Source organism: Klebsiella sp. PCX (assembly GCF_021869705.1).
Classification (GTDB): Bacteria; Pseudomonadota; Gammaproteobacteria; order Enterobacterales; family Enterobacteriaceae; genus Klebsiella; species Klebsiella quasipneumoniae.
Genome location: NZ_CP091527.1, coordinates 2,114,515 through 2,133,608, shown reverse-complemented (window position 1 = coordinate 2,133,608; position 19,094 = coordinate 2,114,515). Strand labels below are relative to the sequence as shown.

General features: G+C 56.9%; 21 protein-coding genes. 10 read left to right on the top strand and 11 right to left on the bottom strand.

From position 1 onward, the window contains the following. Positions 1-56: 56 nt before the first annotated feature. Complete coding sequence (ompW, locus tag GQR96_RS10040) at positions 57-695, bottom strand: outer membrane protein OmpW (RefSeq protein WP_004203849.1); 639 nt, start codon at positions 693-695, stop codon at positions 57-59. 270 nt (positions 696-965) lie between these two features. On the opposite strand from ompW, the gene GQR96_RS10035 reads away from it, so the two are divergent. The 5 genes from GQR96_RS10035 to yciA all read left to right on the top strand — a co-directional run bounded on the left by GQR96_RS10035 (position 966) and on the right by yciA (position 5,690). Beyond that, positions 966-1,379 (top strand): YkgJ family cysteine cluster protein, encoded by a 414-nt coding sequence (locus GQR96_RS10035; protein ID WP_004203847.1) that lies wholly within the window; start codon positions 966-968, stop codon positions 1,377-1,379. A 25-nt stretch (positions 1,380-1,404) separates the two neighbouring features. Beyond that, positions 1,405-2,148, top strand: coding sequence for a YciC family protein (locus GQR96_RS10030; protein ID WP_004203845.1), 744 nt, complete (start codon positions 1,405-1,407; stop codon positions 2,146-2,148). 54 nt (positions 2,149-2,202) lie between these two features. Next, a complete protein-coding gene (locus GQR96_RS10025) occupies positions 2,203-2,742 on the top strand; it encodes a septation protein A (protein WP_004203842.1) in 540 nt (179 codons plus the stop codon). Positions 2,743-3,009: 267 nt separating this feature from the next. Further along, a complete protein-coding gene (locus tag GQR96_RS10020) occupies positions 3,010-5,193 on the top strand; it encodes a TonB-dependent siderophore receptor (protein ID WP_064183128.1) in 2,184 nt (727 codons plus the stop codon). Between the two features lie 98 nt (positions 5,194-5,291). Then, on the top strand, positions 5,292-5,690 hold the full coding sequence (gene yciA / locus GQR96_RS10015; protein ID WP_002901629.1) for an acyl-CoA thioester hydrolase YciA: 399 nt from the start codon (positions 5,292-5,294) through the stop codon (positions 5,688-5,690). Positions 5,691-5,719: 29 nt separating this feature from the next. Here yciA and GQR96_RS10010 read toward each other — a convergent pair whose 3' ends face one another. Continuing rightward, positions 5,720-6,256, bottom strand: a complete 537-nt coding sequence (locus GQR96_RS10010; RefSeq protein WP_004203839.1) for a YniB family protein — start codon at positions 6,254-6,256, stop codon at positions 5,720-5,722. Positions 6,257-6,444: 188 nt separating this feature from the next. Here GQR96_RS10010 and hxpB point away from each other — a divergent pair, with 188 nt between their 5' ends. From hxpB to GQR96_RS09990, 4 genes are all read left to right on the top strand, one after another. Beyond that, on the top strand, positions 6,445-7,113 hold the full coding sequence (gene hxpB / locus GQR96_RS10005) for a hexitol phosphatase HxpB (protein ID WP_017898668.1): 669 nt from the start codon (positions 6,445-6,447) through the stop codon (positions 7,111-7,113). A 149-nt stretch (positions 7,114-7,262) separates the two neighbouring features. Next, the gene (kduD, locus tag GQR96_RS10000; protein WP_032455866.1) at positions 7,263-8,024 is read left to right on the top strand and encodes a 2-dehydro-3-deoxy-D-gluconate 5-dehydrogenase KduD; all 762 of its coding nucleotides are present in this window, start codon (positions 7,263-7,265) and stop codon (positions 8,022-8,024) included. A 91-nt stretch (positions 8,025-8,115) separates the two neighbouring features. After that, positions 8,116-8,706, top strand: coding sequence for a metal-dependent hydrolase (locus tag GQR96_RS09995; protein WP_032455865.1), 591 nt, complete (start codon positions 8,116-8,118; stop codon positions 8,704-8,706). Between the two features lie 135 nt (positions 8,707-8,841). Further along, a complete protein-coding gene (locus GQR96_RS09990; protein ID WP_017898666.1) occupies positions 8,842-10,233 on the top strand; it encodes an L-cystine transporter in 1,392 nt (463 codons plus the stop codon). Between the two features lie 57 nt (positions 10,234-10,290). On the opposite strand, the gene cedA is transcribed toward GQR96_RS09990, so the two are convergent. Next, entirely contained in the window at positions 10,291-10,545 is a 255-nt protein-coding gene (gene cedA / locus GQR96_RS09985) for a cell division activator CedA (RefSeq protein ID WP_008807754.1), read from the bottom strand. A gap of 190 nt (positions 10,546-10,735) precedes the next feature. On the opposite strand from cedA, the gene katE reads away from it, so the two are divergent. Then, positions 10,736-12,994 (top strand): catalase HPII, encoded by a 2,259-nt coding sequence (gene katE, locus GQR96_RS09980; protein WP_049002938.1) that lies wholly within the window; start codon positions 10,736-10,738, stop codon positions 12,992-12,994. A gap of 55 nt (positions 12,995-13,049) precedes the next feature. Here the strand turns inward: katE and chbG are convergent, their stop codons facing one another. The 8 genes from chbG to osmE form a co-directional block, all read right to left on the bottom strand. Then, positions 13,050-13,808, bottom strand: coding sequence for a chitin disaccharide deacetylase (gene chbG, locus GQR96_RS09975; RefSeq protein WP_017898664.1), 759 nt, complete (start codon positions 13,806-13,808; stop codon positions 13,050-13,052). A 12-nt stretch (positions 13,809-13,820) separates the two neighbouring features. Continuing rightward, positions 13,821-15,167, bottom strand: coding sequence for a 6-phospho-beta-glucosidase (locus GQR96_RS09970; RefSeq protein ID WP_023289304.1), 1,347 nt, complete (start codon positions 15,165-15,167; stop codon positions 13,821-13,823). 110 nt (positions 15,168-15,277) lie between these two features. Beyond that, positions 15,278-16,102: a transcriptional regulator ChbR gene (gene chbR, locus GQR96_RS09965; protein ID WP_004203825.1), complete on the bottom strand. Its 825-nt coding sequence runs from the start codon at positions 16,100-16,102 to the stop codon at positions 15,278-15,280. Positions 16,103-16,129: 27 nt separating this feature from the next. Beyond that, entirely contained in the window at positions 16,130-16,477 is a 348-nt protein-coding gene (chbA, locus tag GQR96_RS09960) for a PTS N,N'-diacetylchitobiose transporter subunit IIA (RefSeq protein ID WP_004203824.1), read from the bottom strand. 53 nt (positions 16,478-16,530) lie between these two features. Further along, complete coding sequence (chbC, locus tag GQR96_RS09955; RefSeq protein WP_004203823.1) at positions 16,531-17,889, bottom strand: PTS N,N'-diacetylchitobiose transporter subunit IIC; 1,359 nt, start codon at positions 17,887-17,889, stop codon at positions 16,531-16,533. Positions 17,890-17,900: 11 nt separating this feature from the next. Then, positions 17,901-18,017 (bottom strand): hypothetical protein, encoded by a 117-nt coding sequence (locus tag GQR96_RS09950; RefSeq protein ID WP_032425961.1) that lies wholly within the window; start codon positions 18,015-18,017, stop codon positions 17,901-17,903. 19 nt (positions 18,018-18,036) lie between these two features. Beyond that, complete coding sequence (gene chbB / locus GQR96_RS09945) at positions 18,037-18,357, bottom strand: PTS N,N'-diacetylchitobiose transporter subunit IIB (RefSeq protein ID WP_002901547.1); 321 nt, start codon at positions 18,355-18,357, stop codon at positions 18,037-18,039. A 278-nt stretch (positions 18,358-18,635) separates the two neighbouring features. Beyond that, positions 18,636-18,974, bottom strand: a complete 339-nt coding sequence (osmE, locus tag GQR96_RS09940; RefSeq protein WP_004203822.1) for an osmotically-inducible lipoprotein OsmE — start codon at positions 18,972-18,974, stop codon at positions 18,636-18,638. Positions 18,975-19,094: the final 120 nt, after the last annotated feature.

The window sequence follows — 19,094 nt, the reverse complement described above, 5'->3', positions numbered from 1 at the left end:
AGGGAGGGGTGAGGAGGCAACAGACTGGCCGTCCGCTGGCCAGTTTGCAGCAGGCGTTAGAACCGATAGCCTGCGGAGAACATAAACACCCACGGATCCAGGCGGGTGCTGACTTTCTGGTCCACGCCGCCGGCTTTGAATTTCACATCGGTATCGATATCCATGTACCACACTGACATATTCAGCAGCCAGTCACGGTTAATCAGGTAATCGAGGCCGACCTGCCCTGCCGCGCCCCAGGAGTCCTTCAGGCTCAGATCGGAAAGCCCGGCCGCCTTGCCGGTATCGTTAAAGTCTTCATTAAAGAAGGTGGTGTAGTTAATCCCCGCCCCCACGTACGGACGCACCTTGCTTTGCGCATCGCCAAAGTACCACTGCGCCATCAGGGTGGGTGGCAACTGATGCACGGTAGCGATGGTGCCGGTTGGCCCGGTACCAACCTTATGGCGGAACGGCGTAGCCGCCAGCAGTTCCACGCCGATGTTATCGGTCGCCATATAGGTAAAGGTTAAACCCAGCTGAGTATTGTTACTGACGTTGAAACTGCCCAGACTGCCCAGCACATTGTCAGAGCCTTCCGTCGGTCGGACGGTGGCGGTCCCGGCACGAATGAAAAATTCACCCGCTTCATGCGCCCAGACGCTGCCGGTAGTAAGAGTGCTTAGAATCAATGCCGCCGCTGCTAACTTCTTCATATCCACTTCCTCATTATGGTTTTTCAGCGCGGCCAAATATACCTATAACGAGTTACGTTTGATCTGTTTTAGATCACACTAAAACCTTAGATTTAACATTTATTGATCCAGATTAATTTTTGATACCGATCGCAATACGCTAAATCCTTCGCACATCAATTTTCACTTTTCGCAAAAAAAAATTATTTCTGCCCCTCTTGCCGCCGCTGAGGCGGCTGGATAAGTTAACTGCCGACAATCTGTGTTGATGCGTTTTTTTCAGGTGTAATTATGAGTGAAATCAACCCGTGCATGACGTGCGGTGCCTGTTGTGCGTATTTTCGAGTCTCTTTCTACTGGGCGGAAGCCGACGACGCGGGCGGCCTGGTGCCCGCCGCGCTGACCGAGCCGCTGACCCCCTTCCTGCGCTGTATGAGCGGCACTAATCAACGTCAGAGCCGCTGTGCGGCGCTATCGGGCGAGATCGGCGACGCCGTCCACTGCACTATCTATGAAAACCGTCCTTCGCCATGTCGCGAATTCGCCATGTCCGGGGAAAACGGCGAGGAAAACGACGCCTGCAACCGGGCGCGAGCGCGCTATGGGCTGCCGCCATTGCGGCCTCTTTACAAAGATATACCTGCCCTGACCGGCGCAGAGAGTGCTACGACGGAAGGATTTGCGGTACAATCGCCGGCTAGTTAACACCTGCGACACTCAAGGAGAATGCATGTCTATCACGGCGAAGTCCGTCTACCGTGACACCGGGAATTTTTTTCGTAATCAGTTCATTACCATTTTGCTGATTGCGCTGTTGTGCGCGTTCATTACGGTAGTACTTGGCCATGCCTTTTCACCCAGCGACGAGCAGCTGTCGATACTCAGCGAAGGCGACAACCTCGCCGGTAGCGCAGGCCTGTTCGAACTGGTGCAGAATATGACGCCGGAGCAGCAGCAGGTTCTGCTGCGCGCCTCGGCGGCATCAACCTTCTCGGGTCTGGTGGGCAATGCGATCCTCGCCGGCGGCGTCCTGCTGCTTATCCAGCTGGTCTCTGCCGGTCATCGTGTCAGCGCCCTGCGCGCCATCGGCGCCTCGGCGCCGGTGCTGCCAAAGCTGCTGCTGCTGATCCTCTTCACCACTTTCCTGGTGCAGATGGGGATGATGTTAGTGCTGGTGCCCGGCGTCCTGTTGGCCATTGTGCTGGCCTTTGCGCCGATCATGCTGGTGCAGGACAAAATGGGCATCCTCGGCGCCATGCGCAGCAGCATGCGCCTGGCGTGGGCCAATCTGCGGCTGGTGGCGCCGGCCATTATCGGTTGGCTGGTGGCGAAAACCCTGCTGCTGCTGTTCGCTTCCAGCTTTGCCGCCCTGACGCCAAACGTCGGCGCGGTGGTGATTAATACCCTCAGCAACCTGATTTCCGCCCTGTTGCTGATCTATTTATTCCGCGTGTATATGCTTATCCGTAGCTAATTTTAACCTGGACCGGGGAATTTCCCGGTCCGTCCTGACAGACGGGATCGATGTATGAAGCAGTTTCTGGATTTTTTACCGCTGGTGGTCTTCTTCGCCTTCTATAAGCTTTACGATATCTACGCCGCCACCACGGCGCTGATTGTGGCGACCGCCATCGTGCTGATCTACAGCTGGGTGCGCTACCGTAAAATCGAAAAAATGGCGCTGATCACCTTCGTGCTGGTGGCCGTCTTCGGTGGATTAACCCTCTTCTTCCACAATGATGAGTTCATTAAATGGAAGGTGACGGTGATCTATGCGCTGTTCGCCGGCGCGCTGCTGTTCAGCCAGTGGGTGATGAAAAAGCCGCTTATCCAGCGCATGCTGGGTAAAGAGCTGACCCTGCCGCAGCAGGTCTGGTCGCGCCTTAACCTGGCCTGGGCGGCGTTTTTTATCCTCTGCGGACTGGCTAATATCTATATCGCCTTCTGGTTGCCGCAGAATATCTGGGTTAACTTTAAGGTCTTCGGTTTAACTGCCCTCACGCTGGTCTTTACCTTGCTGAGCGGGATCTACATCTACCGTCATATGCCGCAGGACGACCACCACTAACGCCTCCACCGGCGCGCCACCCGCGCGCCGCGCTCGCCCCGGGTACCCTTGCTGCGCTGGCCAACCGTCCCTGCCACCACCTCCGCGCGTAACCTGACAGCTTCCCGGCCCCACAGCGCAGGCTCCCTTCACGATTTCAATCGGCAGCGTAAAAAATTGCGCTAATTGTGAGGATTTTATGGAGATTCATTTCGTTACATTGTAATGATAATTGTTATCATTAATATTCTCGATCTCATTTTGAATTGTTTTGAAAAGGATATTTACATGAGATCGCCGCAATATTATGTCCCCACGACCCTGGCGCTGGTCATATCCAGTCTCCTTGCCCCTAACGCCTTTGCAGAAGAGTCAGAACAAGATACCGAAACAATGATTGTGCGCAGTACGGCGGAAGAGGCGCTCAAGCAACAGCCCGGGGTGTCGATTATCACGGCAGATGATATTGCAAAACAGCCACCGGTCAACGATCTCTCAGACATCATCCGTAAAATGCCCGGGGTGAATTTGACCGGCAACAGCGCCAGCGGTAGTCGGGGCAACAACCGCCAGATTGATATCCGCGGCATGGGGCCGGAGAACACCCTGATCCTGATAGATGGGGTACCGGCCACGTCACGTAACTCGGTTCGCTATAGCTGGCGCGGCGAACGCGATACCCGGGGCGACAGCAACTGGGTCCCTGCCGAGATGGTCGAGCGAATTGAAGTCCTCCGCGGCCCGGCAGCCGCGCGTTATGGTTCCGGTGCGGCCGGCGGAGTGGTCAACATTATTACCAAACGCCCGACCAACAACTGGCACGGTTCCCTGTCTTTTTTTACCAATCAGCCGGAAAACAACAAGGAAGGCACGACTAATCGCGCTAACTTCAATCTCAGCGGCCCACTGGCCGGCGAAGCGCTGACAATGCGCCTGTATGGCAATATCAATAAAACGGAACCCGACGCTTGGGATATTAACCATGCGCAAAACGGCTCCTACGCTGCGGGACGCGAAGGGGTACGCAATAAAGATATTAACGCCCTGCTGTCATGGAAAATGACCCCGCAACAAATTCTCGATTTCAGCTACGCCTATAGCCGTCAGGGGAATATCTATGCCGGTGATACCCAGTACAGCAACGGCAATCTTAGCCCGAACGGGCTGGTGGATTCCCTGTACGGCCACGAAACGAATCGCCTCTATCGCCAGTCCTGGGGATTGACCTACAACGGTCTTTGGGATTGGGGCCAGTCCAAAGCGGGGGTTTACTACGAGAAAACCAACAATACCCGCCTGCAGGAAGGCTCCACCGGCCGCGTCGAAGGCATGATCAACAGTGAGGATTATGCCACCAGCCGACTGGAATCCTGGCGTACTACCTCCGAATTCAATGTGCCTTTCTTCTGGCTGGCGGATCAGACGCTGACGCTGGGCATGGAATGGAACCATGATCAGCTCGACGACCCGGCATCGATGCAGGCCACTAACAGCAATGGGGAGACTATCCCTGGGACCTCCGGCGACCCTGCGCAACGTCGTACCAAAAACAGCGCCACCCTCACCGGTATCTATCTGGAGGATAATATCGAAGCCGTGCCCGGCACCAACCTGATCCCCGGCATTCGTTTCGATTATCATAATCAGTTTGGCAGCAACTGGAGCCCAAGCCTCAATTTGTCTCAGGCGCTGGGCGATATGTTCACGCTGAAGGCCGGTATCGCGCGGGTGTTTAAAGCGCCTAACCTCTATCAATCCAGTGAAGGCTATCTGCTCTCCACCCGCGGCAACGGTTGTCCAAACACTATCGCCGAAGGCAGCTGCTATCTGCTGGGCAACCCTGACCTCGACCCGGAAATCAGTATTAACAAAGAGATCGGTATCGAATTTAACCTTAATGGCTACGCTGCCGGGGTCACCTGGTTCCGCAACGATTACAAAAACAAAATCGTCTCCGGAACCGAGGTGCTGGGCTATACCTCCAGCGGCAATAATATCCTGCAATGGCAGAACGGCGGCAAAGCAGTAGTCGAGGGGCTGGAAGGCAATATGCTGATCCCGGTGCTGGCTGATATCCTAAGCTGGCGGACCAATGCCACCTGGATGTTCAAATCTGAAAGTAAAGAGACAGGCAACCCGCTGTCGGTTATCCCGAAATATACCGTTAACACGATGCTCGACTGGCAGGTAAACGACGCCCTGTCTGCGAATGTCAACTGGACGCTTTATGGCCGTCAGAAGCCGCGTCAGTATGCAGAGATCCGCAACGAAACCGGAACCCTTGCTACCACCGAGGTTGGCGCCTATTCCATCGTGGGGATCGGCACCCAGTATCAGCTCAACCGGGATATTCGCCTGAATGCCGGCATAAGTAACCTCTTTGATAAGCAACTGTATCGCGAAAATGCCGGCGCCTCGACCTACAATGAGCCTGGACGCGCGTATTACGCCGGAGTGACCCTCTCTTTCTGAACCACTGCGCCCGCCTCCGCGGGCGCCAGCCCTATTCTCTCTACGCCGTTTTCATAGTAGCATCCCGCTGATCGTCTTTGACCACAACAGAGTAGAGCATGACAACAACAGATCTCGCCCCGAAGGGCGAAATGGTTTTACGCACCCTGGCAATGCCGGCAGATACCAATGCCAACGGGGACATTTTTGGCGGCTGGCTGATGTCGCAGATGGATATCGGCGGCGCCATTATGGCCAAAGAGATCGCCCAGGGTCGCGTGGTGACCGTGCGCGTGGATGGGATGACCTTTTTACGCCCGGTGGCCGTAGGCGACGTGGTGTGCTGCTATGCCCGCTGCGTGAAGCGCGGCAATACCTCAGTGACCATTAACATCGAAGTGTGGGTGAAAAAAGTCTCTTCAGAACCGATTGGCCAGCGCTACAAGGCGACGGAAGCGCTGTTTATCTACGTTGCCGTCGATAATCAGGGTAAACCCCGCCCTCTGCCAGCGGAATAAGATGGCGCCCGGCTAACCGGGCACCTGGCTTAGAGAAAGCCCAGCAGCGAGAAGAAGAAGTAGCCGATAACAATCACCATCACCGGCAGCACGTACAGCGGGAAATACTGCACCAGGATCGTATGTCGCGGCACCACAATGCGTTCGGCGAGCTGCTCGCGAGTTAACCCTTCCGCGCCTTTCGCCTGCTCGAGGATCAGCTGATCCTCAATCCCCTCGCGGAGAAATTTCGCCTGCCGCGCCATCCGCGCGCCGGAGGCCTGCAGCGCCATGCCGACGAACACCAGAATGAAGATAATCCAGAAGCCGATGTTCAGGCTATGGTGAAAATCCGGCAGCGGTGAGTTGTACCAGAAAAAGTTCAGGAACGGCGTGTTAAAGCGCATCATCTCAATCATGACGTGCGCAAAATCCATCATTACCGCGTCAATGCCGGGTTTCTTTTCACTGTGCTCATACATAAATTTGAGGACAGAAATCAGCGTCGACAGCACGGCGGGAATAAAGATGACCCATCCCAAAATACGTTTGATGACCGCAATGCGTCCAGCTTGTTGGTACGTCATGAGTTCCCCTTGTTAAAGACGCGTTAGTGGTTCGCCTGCCGCCCGTTGCGTGGCGCAGGCGCCCCTCGCTTACCCGAATGTGTCGGGTATAAGTCTATCTTCCACGGCGAATTTCGCCCAATAACGCGCGGTATGATATACCATGAATGCCGATTCGTTTATCTGATTACGCAACAGGAGAAGGACATATGTCAGCGAAGCGCCGCATTGAGGCTGCGATTTTTGATATGGACGGGTTGCTGATTGACTCTGAGCCGCTTTGGGATCAGGCGGAGGTCGAGGTCATGGAGAGCCTGGGGGTGGATACCCGCCGCCGCGATGAACTGCCCGACCTGCTGGGTCTGCGAATCGACCTGGTGGTGGATCTGTGGTACGCGCAGCAGCCGTGGCGCGGCGTTGACCGCGCAGAAGCCACCGCGCGCATTATCCGTCGCGCCATCGAACTGGTGGAAGCCTCACGTCCGCTGCTGCCGGGGGTGCGCGAGGCGGTGGCCCTGTGCAAAGCCCAGGGGTTGAAGGTAGGGCTGGCCTCAGCCTCGCCGCTGGTGATGCTGGAGAAAGTGCTCAATATGTTCGAGCTGCGCGACCAGTTTGATGCCCTCGCCTCGGCTGAGCATCTGCCCTGGAGCAAACCGCACCCGCAGGTGTATCTCAACTGCGCCGCCGCCCTCGGGGTCGACCCACAGCGCTGTGTCGCGCTGGAGGACTCGGTCAACGGCATGATCGCCAGCAAAGCTGCGCGCATGCGCGCTATCGTCGTGCCGGAAGCAGAGAACAGCCGCGACCCGCGCTTCGTGCTGGCGGACGTCAAGCTGCCGTCACTGCAGGCCCTGACCGTCGAGGCGCTGCTCGGGTAAGACCGCTGGCGGGTGACGCGATCGCCGCCACCCGCCAGCAAAGAAAATCAAAACATCGTTTCATTTTAATTGTAATTTTATTTTCTTGCCTCTATGCTGGGTACAGGTGGCGTTATCTTACGCCTGAAGATCAGCACACAGAGGTGAATATGGTACTGAACGCCTTCGACCTGACGGGTAAGGTCGCCATCGTGACCGGTTGCGATACCGGCCTGGGACAGGGAATGACGCTGGGCCTGGCGCAGGCCGGATGCGATATCGTCGGCATCAACCGCAAAATTCCCCACGACACGGCCGCGCAGGTTCAGGCGCTGGGCCGCCGCTTTCATGCCATTCAGGCGGATCTCAGCCAACAGGATGATATGACCGTTTTGGTCGACCAGGCGGTGGCGGCGATGGGCCGGGTCGATATTCTGGTCAACAACGCCGGGATTATCCGCCGCCATGATGCCCTGACCTTCACGGAAAGTGACTGGGATGCGGTGATCGATCTGAATCTGAAAGCAGTTTTTTTCCTCTGCCAGGCGGTCGCCAGGCAGTTCATTCGCCAGGGTGAAGGCGGGAAAATCGTTAACATCGCCTCGATGCTCTCGTTTCAGGGCGGGATCCGCGTCCCCTCCTATACCGCCTCGAAAAGCGGCGTGCTGGGGCTGACCCGCCTGCTGGCTAACGAATGGGCTGGTCAGGGTATCAACGTCAACGCCATTGCGCCCGGGTATATGGCCACCAATAACACCCAGGCGCTGCGCGAAGATGAGGAGCGCAACCAGGCAATCCTTGAGCGTATCCCCGCCGGTCGCTGGGGTGTGCCAGATGACCTGCAGGGGCCGGTGGTGTTTCTCGCCTCGTCCGCCGCCGACTATATTCACGGCTATACCCTGGCCGTCGACGGCGGATGGCTGGCGCGCTGAGAATTTGTGACAAAGAGTTACACCGTCACCTCTTCCGTACACTGTATAAAAACCCTATACTGTATGAATCGACAGTTTAGGGTGTGTTATCATGACGGCGGAAGGCCATCTCTTCTTTTCAATCGCCTGCGCAGTATTTGCCAAAAACGCAGAGTTAACGCCGGTGCTGGCGCAGGGCGACTGGTGGCATATTGTGCCCTCCGCGGTCTTGACCTGCCTGCTGCCGGACATCGATCACCCAAAGTCGTTTCTTGGCCAGCGGCTGAGCTGGATCTCAAAGCCCGTGGCGCGGGCCTTTGGCCACCGCGGCTTCACCCACAGCCTGCTGGCGGTGTTTGGTGCGCTGACGCTATTCTACCTCAAGGTGCCTGACAGCTGGATTGTCCCGGCGGACGCCCTCCAGGGCCTGGTGCTGGGCTATCTCAGCCACATCCTTGCCGATATGCTCACCCCAGCCGGGGTGCCGCTGCTGTGGCCCTGCCGCTGGCGCTTTCGGCTACCGATCCTTGCGCCGCGCAAAGGCAACCAGCTGGAGCGCGCCTTATGCATGGCGCTGTTCGTCTATGCCGTCTGGATGCCGCAGACGCTGGCGGACAACACCGCGATACGCTGGTCTTCCGGGGTGATTAATTCCCTGCAGATCACCTTCAATCGCTTCATAAGTCACCAGAGTGGGCGATAAACCGGCAGAAAACACCTTTTGGTTATAACCCATTCCATTTGAATATAAGTCCTTGATAACGCCTTCTGCTAACCTTGCGGTCATAAGAGCTGGTTATCCACCAGCCCAGGTTATAAAAATATCAGGAGAACGGGGATGAACTTTCCATTAATAGCGAACGTAGTCGTGTTCGCCGTATTGTTGTTTGCGCTGGGGCAAACGCGCCATAAACAGTGGAGCCTGGCCAGGAAGGTCCTGGTCGGCCTGGCGATTGGCGTGATCTTCGGTCTGGCGCTACAGCTGATCTACGGGTCTGACAGCCAGGTGCTGAAGGATTCCATCCAGTGGTTTAATATCGTCGGCAACGGTTATGTCCAGCTGCTGCAAATGATCGTTATGCCGCTGGTCTTCGCGTCAATCCTTAGCGCGGTCGCCCGCCTGCACAATGCCTCGCAGCTGGGGAAAATCAGCTTCCTGAGCATCGGGACTCTGTTGTTCACCACCCTGATCGCCGCTCTGGTTGGCGTGCTGGTGACTAACATGTTCGGCCTCACCGCCGAGGGACTGGTCCAGGGCAGCGCGGAGACCGCCCGTCTGAACGCCATTCAGAGCAACTATGTGGGTAAAGTGGCCGATCTCAGCGTCCCGCAGCTGATCCTCTCCTTCGTGCCGAAGAACCCGTTTGCTGACCTGACCGGGGCTAACCCGACCTCGATCATCAGCATCGTCATTTTCTCGGCGTTCCTCGGCGTCGCAGCCCTGAAGCTGCTGAAAGAGGATGTGGAAAAAGGCCAGCGCGTCCTGACCGCCATTGATACCCTGCAGGGCTGGGTGATGAAGCTGGTTCGTCTGGTGATGCAGCTGACCCCTTACGGCGTTCTGGCGCTGATGACCAAAGTGGTTGCCGGGTCGAATCTGCAGGATATCATCAAGCTTGGCGGCTTCGTGGTGGCCTCGTACATCGCGCTGGGCATCATGTTTATCGTCCACGGCCTGCTGCTGGCGATTAACGGCGTCAGCCCGCTGAAGTATTTCCGTAAAGTCTGGCCGGTGATCACCTTCGCCTTCACCAGCCGCTCCAGCGCCGCCTCCATTCCGCTGAACGTGGAAGCGCAGACCCGTCGTCTCGGCGTACCGGAGTCGATTGCCAGCTTCTCCGCCTCCTTTGGCGCCACCATTGGTCAGAACGGCTGCGCCGGTATCTACCCGGCCATGCTGGCGGTGATGGTCGCACCGACCGTAGGCATCAACCCGCTGGATCCGATGTGGATTGCCACCCTCGTGGGCATCGTCACCGTCAGCTCGGCGGGCGTCGCCGGAGTGGGCGGCGGGGCCACCTTCGCCGCGCTGATCGTCCTGCCGGCGATGGGCCTGCCGGTGACCCTCGTGGCGCTGCTGATCTCCGTCGAGCCGCTGATCGATATGGGACGTACCGCGCTGAACGTTAACGGCTCCATGACCGCCGGGACGCTGACCAGCCAGTGGCTGCGCCAGACCGACAAGTCGATTTTCGATAGCGAAGAAGAAGCCGAACTGGCGCATCGCTAAACGGTAAGCACAAAAAAACCGCTGATAATCAGCGGTTTTTTTATTTCTGCAGCAGACTCAGGCTTCAATCTCTCCTTCCTGACGCACCTGGTTAGCCCAGCGCTGCGCCGACTCCGGCACGCTGAACGCCGGTGAACGGCGAAAATGCTCTCCCATCAGCAGAAAGGCGACATACTTCCCGCGCAAAATCCAGACATCGCGAAAATGGTCCATTTTCACGGCATGTTCCGGGGGCGCAGGCTCCACGCGCGGCACGTAGCTAATGACAGGGCGATTTTGTTGGCGCAATGGTTTCATAACAAATGGATTCACTAAGCAAAGCGGGAAACAGAAACCTCTATCATAGCCGATCGTGGCCCCGTTCGTCGCCCCCCTGCCGCCGATGCGCATTTTAGGATAACTCCCTGCCCCCTTGCCGGGCGCAGGCAGCGTAATGTTCTATAGTTAGAAGGGTTTTGGTTTATCAACGACCACTTTTAGCAATGAAAGCAGGAGACGAGCAATGTCTGATAAGCACCCAAACCCTCACCACCAGCAGGCACCGGTCCACGGCAGCGAGGAAGCGCAGCCGGGTCTCGACTCGCTGGCGCCGGATGACCGGGAGTGGCGCCCCACGCCGAAACCCACCGCCCCTGGCGCTGAACCGACCGCCCCTGGCAGCCTGAAAACGCCTGATACCCACAGCAAAAAACTCGATGCCCTGGAGCCACAGCGCAAAGGCGGAGAAGACTATCCGCTGACCACTAACCAGGGCGTGCGCATTGCCGACGATCAGAACTCGCTGCGCGCCGGTACCCGCGGCCCAACGCTGCTGGAAGATTTCATTCTGCGGGAGAAGATCACCCACTTCGACCACGAGCGAATTCCGGAGCGTATCGTTCATGCCCGCGGCTCAGCAGCCCACGGCTACTTCCAGCCCTACAAAAGCCTGACAGCCTTGACCAAAGCCGATTTTCTCTCGGCAGCCGATAAAATCACCCCGGTCTTTGTGCGCTTCTCCACCGTGCAGGGCGGCGCGGGGTCGGCGGACACCGTTCGCGATATTCGCGGCTTCGCCACCAAGTTTTACACCGACGAGGGGATTTTTGACCTCGTCGGCAACAACACCCCGGTTTTCTTTATCCAGGACGCGCTGAAGTTTCCCGACTTTGTCCACGCCGTGAAGCCTGAGCCCCACTGGGCCATCCCCCAGGGACAAAGCGCTCACGATACGTTCTGGGACTATGTTTCCCTGCAGCCGGAAACGCTGCACAACGTGATGTGGGCGATGTCCGATCGCGGCATCCCGCGCAGCTATCGCACCATGGAAGGCTTTGGCATCCACACCTTCCGCCTGATCAATGCCGAGGGCAAAGCCACCTTTGTTCGCTTCCACTGGAAACCGGTCGCCGGCAAGGCGTCGCTGGTATGGGATGAAGCGCAGAAGCTGACCGGCCGCGACCCCGATTTTCATCGCCGCGACCTGTGGGAGGCCATTGAAGCCGGGGACTACCCGGAATTTGAGCTCGGCCTGCAGTTGATCCCCGAAGAGAATGAATTTGATTTTGACTTCGACCTGCTCGATCCCACCAAGCTGATCCCCGAGGCGCTGGTGCCGGTGCAACGGGTCGGCAAAATGGTCCTCAACCGCAACCCGGACAACTTCTTTGCCGAAAACGAACAGGCGGCCTTCCATCCCGGGCATATCGTCCCGGGCATCGATTTCAGCAACGATCCGCTGCTGCAGGGGCGCCTCTTCTCCTACACCGATACCCAGATAAGCCGCCTCGGCGGACCGAATTTCCATGAAATCCCGATCAACCGGCCGACCTGCCCGTACCACAACTTCCAGCGCGACGGTATGCACCGGATGGAGATTGACACCAACCCGGCCAACTACGAACCCAACTCGATCAACGATAACTGGCCGCGCGAGACGCCGCCAGCCGCCAAACGCGGCGGTTTTGAGTCCCTCGCCGAGCGCGTCGACGGCGAGAAGATCCGTCAGCGCAGCCCGTCATTCGGCGAATATTACGCCCAGCCGCGTCTGTTCTGGCTGAGCCAGACGCCGATTGAGCAGCAGCATATTATCGATGGCTTCAGCTTCGAGCTTAGCAAAGTGGTCCGCACCTGGATCCGCGAGCGGGTGGTCGATCACCTGGCCCATATTGATACCCGGCTGGCGGAAACGGTCGGGGCGAATTTAGGTATCGAACTGAGCGATGAGCAGCGCAGCCTCACTCTGCCCTCCCCGGTCAACGGCGTGGAGAAAGATCCCACCCTCAGCCTCTACGCGGATGCCGAAGGGGATGTGAAAGGTCGTGTGGTGGCGGTGCTGCTCAATGAGCGTACCTCGGCGCAGGATCTGGTCCATCTCCTGCAGGCGCTACAGGCCCGGGGCGTGCACAGTAAACTGCTCTATTCGCGGATGGGGGAAGTCGTCGCCGACGATGGCTCTCCCCTGCCGATCGCCGGCACCTTCGCCGGCTCCCCGTCGCTGACGGTGGATGCCGTGGTGGTGCCCGGCGGCGATCTCAGCGCCCTGAGCCAGAGCGGCGACGCGCGCTACTACCTGCTGGAGGCCTATAAGCATCTGAAGCCGATCCTGCTGGCAGGCGATGCGCGGCAGTTAACGTCGGTTCTGCAGGTCCCGGCCCAGGGCGAAGAGGGCGTCATCGTCACCGATGCTCTTGACACGCCGGCGGCAGATAAACTGCTCGCCCTGATGACGGCCCACCGGGTATGGTCGAGAAGCCCGAAAATCGCCGCTATTCCGGCGTAGCAAAAAGCCCGGCACGGTGTGCCGGGCTTGACTCACTTTCCTTTCCCCGTCGGGTTTACACGTCGCGGTAGGTTCCCAGGCGATAACCCCGGTCGGCCACCGCCGCTTTCAGCGAGGCGGACGTCAGCACATCAAGCTCGCCCAGCCGCGGATAGCAGTAGGCGCTGCCCATGATGGTCTGGTCGACAAAGGCCGGATGACACATCACCTCCAGAGAGCGCTCCTCGCGGGCGATTGAGGCGTCCAGCGTCTGCAGGAACAGCGCCTCAGAGACGGCTTCCCCGTAAAACTCGCTGCTGAAGCCTGCGCTGCTGCGCGCCGCCTGCTGATCGAGACCGCTCTGCGCCGCCACCTGGCGATCAATGCGCAACGCGATGCCCTTGTCGCGGGCAAAAGCCGCGACGATGGGGTAGATCGGAGCGATCATATGCACATGGTGATGACTGTCGAGATGCGTCGGCTCATGACCGAAGAGTTCGATAAAACGACGGTACTGACACGCCAGCTCATGGGCAATCTCCTCCAGCGGCAGGTTATCTTCTTCCGCCTGCTGCCAGATCCATTTGCCCAGCCGGCCGTCGCGGGTTAACCCCGGCATGGCCGACAGCGGTTCGCCCAGCGTCAGCACAAAGTGCATCCCGACCGCCAGCTCCGGCGTACTGCGGCTCAGCTGGGCGGCGTGGTCAATAGCCGCACCGTTGACCAGCGCCGTAGTTGATGTCACCACGCCGTTGCGGCAGGCCTCGATAATGCCGTAGTTCTGCCCTTTACTGAGGCCGAAGTCGTCGGCATTGACGATCAATACGCGTTCCATTAGCCGCTCCCGTTACGCTTTCAGTTTTTCGATCGTCGCCGCAAAGTTCGGCAGCCATTTTTCATGGGCCAGAATCATCTCCCGCGCCAGCTGCTCGGCGTCACGATCGGAATGGATCAGCGGGCTTAAGTTCAGCGCCAGCAGCACGTCGTTCAGCTCGCCGCTGATCGCCGCCTGGCTGGCCGCCACTTCAAACCCTTTGATGGTATAGATAAGCCCCAGCACCTTCTCGTCGAAATGGGTGATGCGCGGCGTCGGCTTCGCGCCATCGCGACCTAAGGTGCAGCTCATCTCGACCGCCCAGTCCGCCGGGATATTATCGATATGGCCATGATGCGGGATATTCACATAGTGCTCAGTCTGCTTATCGTTATAGATAGCGTTGATCACTTCGCATGCGGCATCGGAGTAATAGGCACCCCCGCGCTGCTCCAGCTCCTTCGGCTTGACCTTGAGATCCGGATTTTTATACAGCTCAAACAGCTGCTTCTCTACTTTCTGCACCACCTGGGCGCGCGCGCCGCCCTTATAGTACTCGCCCATCTCAATCGCCAGCATCTCTTTTGGCTTAAAGTAGTAGAGCAGATAGGAGCATGGGATCAGGCGCAGGGAGCGGATCAGCCCTTCGCTAAACGGCAGGTCGAAGATATTTTTTACCGAGTTCGCGGTCAGGCGGCCGGAGGCGACGCCGTCCAGCAGTTCATCGAAGCGCGAGACGCCGTTAACCAGCACGTCGCGGACGAACACCAGGTGGTTCAGACCGAACAGATCGATGTTCAGCTCATCGCTCGGGCTGAGCTGCAGCACGTCGGTGATGAACATCTTCATGCCGATGGGAATGTTGCACACCCCGATAAAGCGTTTGAAACTGGTGTGACGATAGACCGCCTCGGTGACCATGCCCGCCGGGTTGGTGAAGTTGATGATCCACGCGTCCGGGCAGATTTCCTGCACATCTTTCACGATGTCGAAAATCACCGGGATGGTGCGCAGCCCCTTAAACAGCCCGCCCGCCCCGTTGGTCTCCTGGCCAAGATAACCGTGGCTCAGCGGGATGCGCTCATCTTTTTCCCGCGCCTTCAGCTGGCCCACGCGCAGCTGGGTAGTGACGAAATCCGCGCCCTGCAGCGCCTCGCGGCGGTCCAGCGTTTTATAAACCTTCATCGGCACGCCGGCTTTTTCCACCATCCGCTCGCACAGCGCATGGATAATATCGAGCTTCTCCTGGCCCTCTTCCACATCCACCAGCCACAGCTCTGTCACCGGCAGTTCATGATAACGTTTCAGGAAACCTTCCAGTAATTCCGGGGTATAGCTGCTACCGCCGCCAATAGTGACGACTTTTAATTTCTGGCTCATCTTTTTCTCCCTTAGACGCTGCGTGTAGACGCAGGCCGCTCTCCGCATAAATGCGGACAGTTAACTTAAATTAGTTATGGTGTAAGCCTGGCGACTAATACCGCCTGGGCTTAATTAATACTGGTCAAATGTTTGCGATAACTACTCGGTGTAAACGAGGTCAGCTTTTTAAAGGTTTTAATAAACAGGCTCGGGCTGCTGTACCCTGATTCATAGGCAATATCCGTCACCGAATAGTTGGTAATTTCCAGCTGCTTTTTGGCAAAATTGATACGGATATCGTTAATTATCTGCATCGGCGTTTTACCATAATATCGCTGGGTCGCCCGGGTTAAATATTCCTGCGTTTTTCCCGATAACCGAACCATATTCTCGAGGGCGCTCTCGCCAAACTCCAGTTTATCGTGCATAGCCTCAACGGTATTTTTTAACCATTGCGGGACGACGTCTGCAACCGGCTCTTCGCGATAGTGACGTAAACGGTTAATGACATAAAAGGAGACCAGCTCGATAAATTCGTCAAATTCCGTTTCGCGAAAATTGAGTGAGGCGATGACCGACTCAATGTAGCCGAGAAAAGCGCTCTGCACGGCGTAGACCTGCGACGCCACCAGGCCAAACGGCAGCAGCGGCAGATAATGTTTCTCAAAGAAGCGCCTGCTGATGCCGACGTTAAGGATGCGCGTCGCACCAAATTCATAGAAGCTCTGGTGGTGCGAACCCATCGGGATAAAGACAAAATCCCCGCGCTCCAGCAGCACCCGTTTACCATTGATCTCCTGGTAATAGCGCCCGGTTAATACGACGGTAAATTCGTAGTAATCATGCTGGTGGAGCCCGCTCACGCTTTCCGTTTTGTTATAGATGACCACATGAAAGTTCTTCCCGTTGAACAACTGCTGTTCTCTGGCGGTACTGATCTCGGTGGTCATCATCCTGGGCTGCCTCATCGTCGCGATGGCCTATTGTACCTTCTCGTGCAGCTCAATCAATTCCGCTACCAGCTCGCGGGCCAGCATGGAGGTCATCAGGTGATCCTGAGCATGCACCAGCACCAGGCTGACCTTCATTTTCCCCTCGCCCTCGTCGCTTTCGATAAGCTGGGTCTGCACCCGATGCGCCTCGCTCAGCGCCTGACGCGACTGCTCCATCATCGTTTTCGCCGCGGCAAAATCCCCCTGCTTGGCCTGCTTCAGCGCGGCATAGGCCAGACTACGCGCTTGGCCGGAGTTGATAATCAGCCCCATCACCACCTCTTCGAGGTCGTTTTCCGGGGTCTCTACCGCGTCGATGTTGTCCAGATCAAACATAATATTTCCCTCATTTCTCAGGCGGTACGGGACGTTGCCCGTACCGCGCGGTATCAGAATTTCAGTGCGTTGGCGATGTCTTCTTCGCTCTCTTCCTGCTCGATAACGGTCTGCGCTTTATTCGACAGCACCACAAACGGCAGGTAGACCAGGGTGGAGACGCCAAGGTTGAACAGGGCGACCAGCAGAGCGGCGACACTGCCGTTACTGTTAAAGAACGCCCCCAGGCCAGTTGGCATGGTCCACGGCGCCAGGTTGGTCACCGGTGGGATAATCCCCAGGCTGTAGGCCGCGAGAGTAATGGCCGCCAGAATCGGCTGGACCAGCACGAACGGGATGAACATCACCGGGTTCATGATGATCGGCAGGCCAAAAAGAATCGGTTCGTTAATCTGGAAGATGCCTGACGGCAGCGCCAGCTTCGCGACCTGACGATGGTCAGCGCGGCGGGAAGCGATAAAGATGGCGATAATCAGACCCAGCGTCGCCCCGGAGCCACCCAGCAGGATGTAGGAGTCGAGCATCGGCTTGGCCCAGAAGTGGAACTGTTTACCCGCTTCGATCGCCGCATCAACCGATCCGTACTGGTTGTACAGGGCGATGTTTTCCAGCGCCCACGGCGTCATGATGCCGTTATCCAGCGCAGTCAGCGCCAGCGAACCGTGCACCCCGAAGAACCACAGCAGGGAGTTAAAGATGACGTATGCCCAGCCGACCACGCTGCCCATCGCCGCCAGCGGCGTAGAGATGGAGTCCATGATGATCTGGTGGAAGTTGCTGCCGTAGCTCGACAGGGCCCACGAGATAATGCCGAAGATGGAGAGGATCAAGAAGCCAGGGATCAGCGCGGAGAAAGAGCGCGATACCGATCCCGGCACGCTGTCCGGCAGTCTGATCACCCAGTTGCGACGGATCACGAAGGTGAACAGCTCCGCGACAACCAGACCGATAATCATCCCCGAGATGATGTTCTGCCCGCCCAGCCAGTTGGCGCCGACGGCATAGGCTTCGCCCACGCTGTACGGGGTCACGGTCATGAAGGCCGCTACCGCCAGCAGGCCAGCGGCCATCGGGTCGACTTTGCGCTCTTCCGCCAGCGCGGAGCCGATAAAGAATGGCGCCATCAGCGACATAATGCCGAGGGTGCCGTTATAGACGTTGCCGCCGATAGCCTTAAAACCGTTTAAGGTTTCAATGGTAGAGGCATCCAGGCGAATGCCCATGGAGTAAAAGAAAGAGCCTTCGCCGAAGCTCAGAAAAACGTTGTTAATTAATACAAACATGGCCCCGGCGAGGGTCAACGGCATGAGTTTAATAAATCCATTTTTAATCGCATTAATATGCGGCTGCTTTCCTATTTTCACTGCAAAAGGAAGGAGTACCTTTTCAAGCGAGTCGATCACTTTACTCATAGTCAATACCCTTAAAAGCCGCAATAAACTATTACGGCGATGATGTATGAAATTACTCTTTGACGGGAAAATAAACTCTTTATTTTTTGACGTCCGGCAACAGAATGCCGCCAGGCGTCAAAATACATCGAGTTTTAAAATTTAAAATTATTGTGCTGCAGCTTTCTTAATGGCCGCGACGGCGGCTTTCAATACTCCTAAACCATCCACCTTGCCATACAGAAGAGAATCGATGACTTCTACCGGTTTATTCGGCAGCAGGCGCTGAATTTCCGGTAACATATACGCAATTTGTGGCCCTAATAATACAACGTCGGCTTCCGGTCCCTTTTCACCCGCGAGAGTTTCAGGATAGGCTTCAATAATGACCGGGACTTCGTATTTTTCCGCCTGCGCCCGCATTTTGGAGACCAGCAGTGACGTGGACATGCCTGCCGAGCAGAACAGATAAATGTGTTTCTTTTCCATGAACGCTTCCTCAATGTGTGAGACCAGGGCCTTCAGTAACCGCTGAGAGCCGGTAAGACTGGTAACATCCGGTTAATTCTGTTTATGGGTTGAGTATACGGCAAGCTGAGCCGTCGTGATAATTCCCTGTTGAACAGAATTGTCTCTCATTGACCTCCGGTTTTGACTACCCTCACATTTTCACCCAAATAATTCGCGCAATTAAATAAGCATCAGGACTCACAAAAAAGCCCGACCAGTGGTCGGGCTTACGTACAACTCAGTCAACAGTAGGGCGCTTACTTAGCGTTGCGCGGATCCGTATCATACTCGGCGCAGGTCTGGTAGCCGGAGTTCATCACGTGCCCCGTTTCGTCGAGGGCCACAAAGTAGGTCTCCACTTTACCATCTCGTTGACCGAGGATATAGGTCTGGCAGGTGCCGCGGGCATGGACCATCGTCACTTCCGTTGAAGGTTTGCCTGCGATCTGCATCACCTGCTGACGCGACATCCCTTTCTTCACATCTTTCACCACCGGCTGGGTAAACTGGTCTTTGGTACGATCGTAAGCGGTACAGCCCGCGAGTAAGGTTAACGCGACGGTGACGCCCAGTATTCCTGCTAAGCTTTTGTTCATTTTGGTTCCTCTCTTCCACTGTGTAACGATAAGCCTGGAATAAATAGTGTTATTTTTCAAGCCGAACAGCGAAATCATGTCTGAGTGTGTTATTACGTAAACAGGATTGACGCTCCGCTG

Excerpts from the sequence above, each read along its gene's own strand:
- ompW (WP_004203849.1), bottom strand. The coding sequence starts at position 695 with ATGAAGAAGTTAGCAGCGGCGGCATTGATTCTAAGCACTCTTACTACC.
- GQR96_RS10035 (WP_004203847.1), top strand. The coding sequence starts at position 966 with ATGAGTGAAATCAACCCGTGCATGACGTGCGGTGCCTGTTGTGCGTAT.
- GQR96_RS10030 (WP_004203845.1), top strand. The coding sequence starts at position 1,405 with ATGTCTATCACGGCGAAGTCCGTCTACCGTGACACCGGGAATTTTTTT.
- GQR96_RS10025 (WP_004203842.1), top strand. The coding sequence starts at position 2,203 with ATGAAGCAGTTTCTGGATTTTTTACCGCTGGTGGTCTTCTTCGCCTTC.
- GQR96_RS10020 (WP_064183128.1), top strand. The coding sequence starts at position 3,010 with ATGAGATCGCCGCAATATTATGTCCCCACGACCCTGGCGCTGGTCATA.
- yciA (WP_002901629.1), top strand. The coding sequence starts at position 5,292 with ATGACAACAACAGATCTCGCCCCGAAGGGCGAAATGGTTTTACGCACC.
- GQR96_RS10010 (WP_004203839.1), bottom strand. The coding sequence starts at position 6,256 with ATGACGTACCAACAAGCTGGACGCATTGCGGTCATCAAACGTATTTTG.
- hxpB (WP_017898668.1), top strand. The coding sequence starts at position 6,445 with ATGTCAGCGAAGCGCCGCATTGAGGCTGCGATTTTTGATATGGACGGG.
- kduD (WP_032455866.1), top strand. The coding sequence starts at position 7,263 with ATGGTACTGAACGCCTTCGACCTGACGGGTAAGGTCGCCATCGTGACC.
- GQR96_RS09995 (WP_032455865.1), top strand. The coding sequence starts at position 8,116 with ATGACGGCGGAAGGCCATCTCTTCTTTTCAATCGCCTGCGCAGTATTT.
- GQR96_RS09990 (WP_017898666.1), top strand. The coding sequence starts at position 8,842 with ATGAACTTTCCATTAATAGCGAACGTAGTCGTGTTCGCCGTATTGTTG.
- katE (WP_049002938.1), top strand. The coding sequence starts at position 10,736 with ATGTCTGATAAGCACCCAAACCCTCACCACCAGCAGGCACCGGTCCAC.
- chbG (WP_017898664.1), bottom strand. The coding sequence starts at position 13,808 with ATGGAACGCGTATTGATCGTCAATGCCGACGACTTCGGCCTCAGTAAA.
- GQR96_RS09970 (WP_023289304.1), bottom strand. The coding sequence starts at position 15,167 with ATGAGCCAGAAATTAAAAGTCGTCACTATTGGCGGCGGTAGCAGCTAT.
- chbR (WP_004203825.1), bottom strand. The coding sequence starts at position 16,102 with ATGATGACCACCGAGATCAGTACCGCCAGAGAACAGCAGTTGTTCAAC.
- chbA (WP_004203824.1), bottom strand. The coding sequence starts at position 16,477 with ATGTTTGATCTGGACAACATCGACGCGGTAGAGACCCCGGAAAACGAC.
- chbC (WP_004203823.1), bottom strand. The coding sequence starts at position 17,889 with ATGAGTAAAGTGATCGACTCGCTTGAAAAGGTACTCCTTCCTTTTGCA.
- GQR96_RS09950 (WP_032425961.1), bottom strand. The coding sequence starts at position 18,017 with ATGTATTTTGACGCCTGGCGGCATTCTGTTGCCGGACGTCAAAAAATA.
- chbB (WP_002901547.1), bottom strand. The coding sequence starts at position 18,357 with ATGGAAAAGAAACACATTTATCTGTTCTGCTCGGCAGGCATGTCCACG.
- osmE (WP_004203822.1), bottom strand. The coding sequence starts at position 18,974 with ATGAACAAAAGCTTAGCAGGAATACTGGGCGTCACCGTCGCGTTAACC.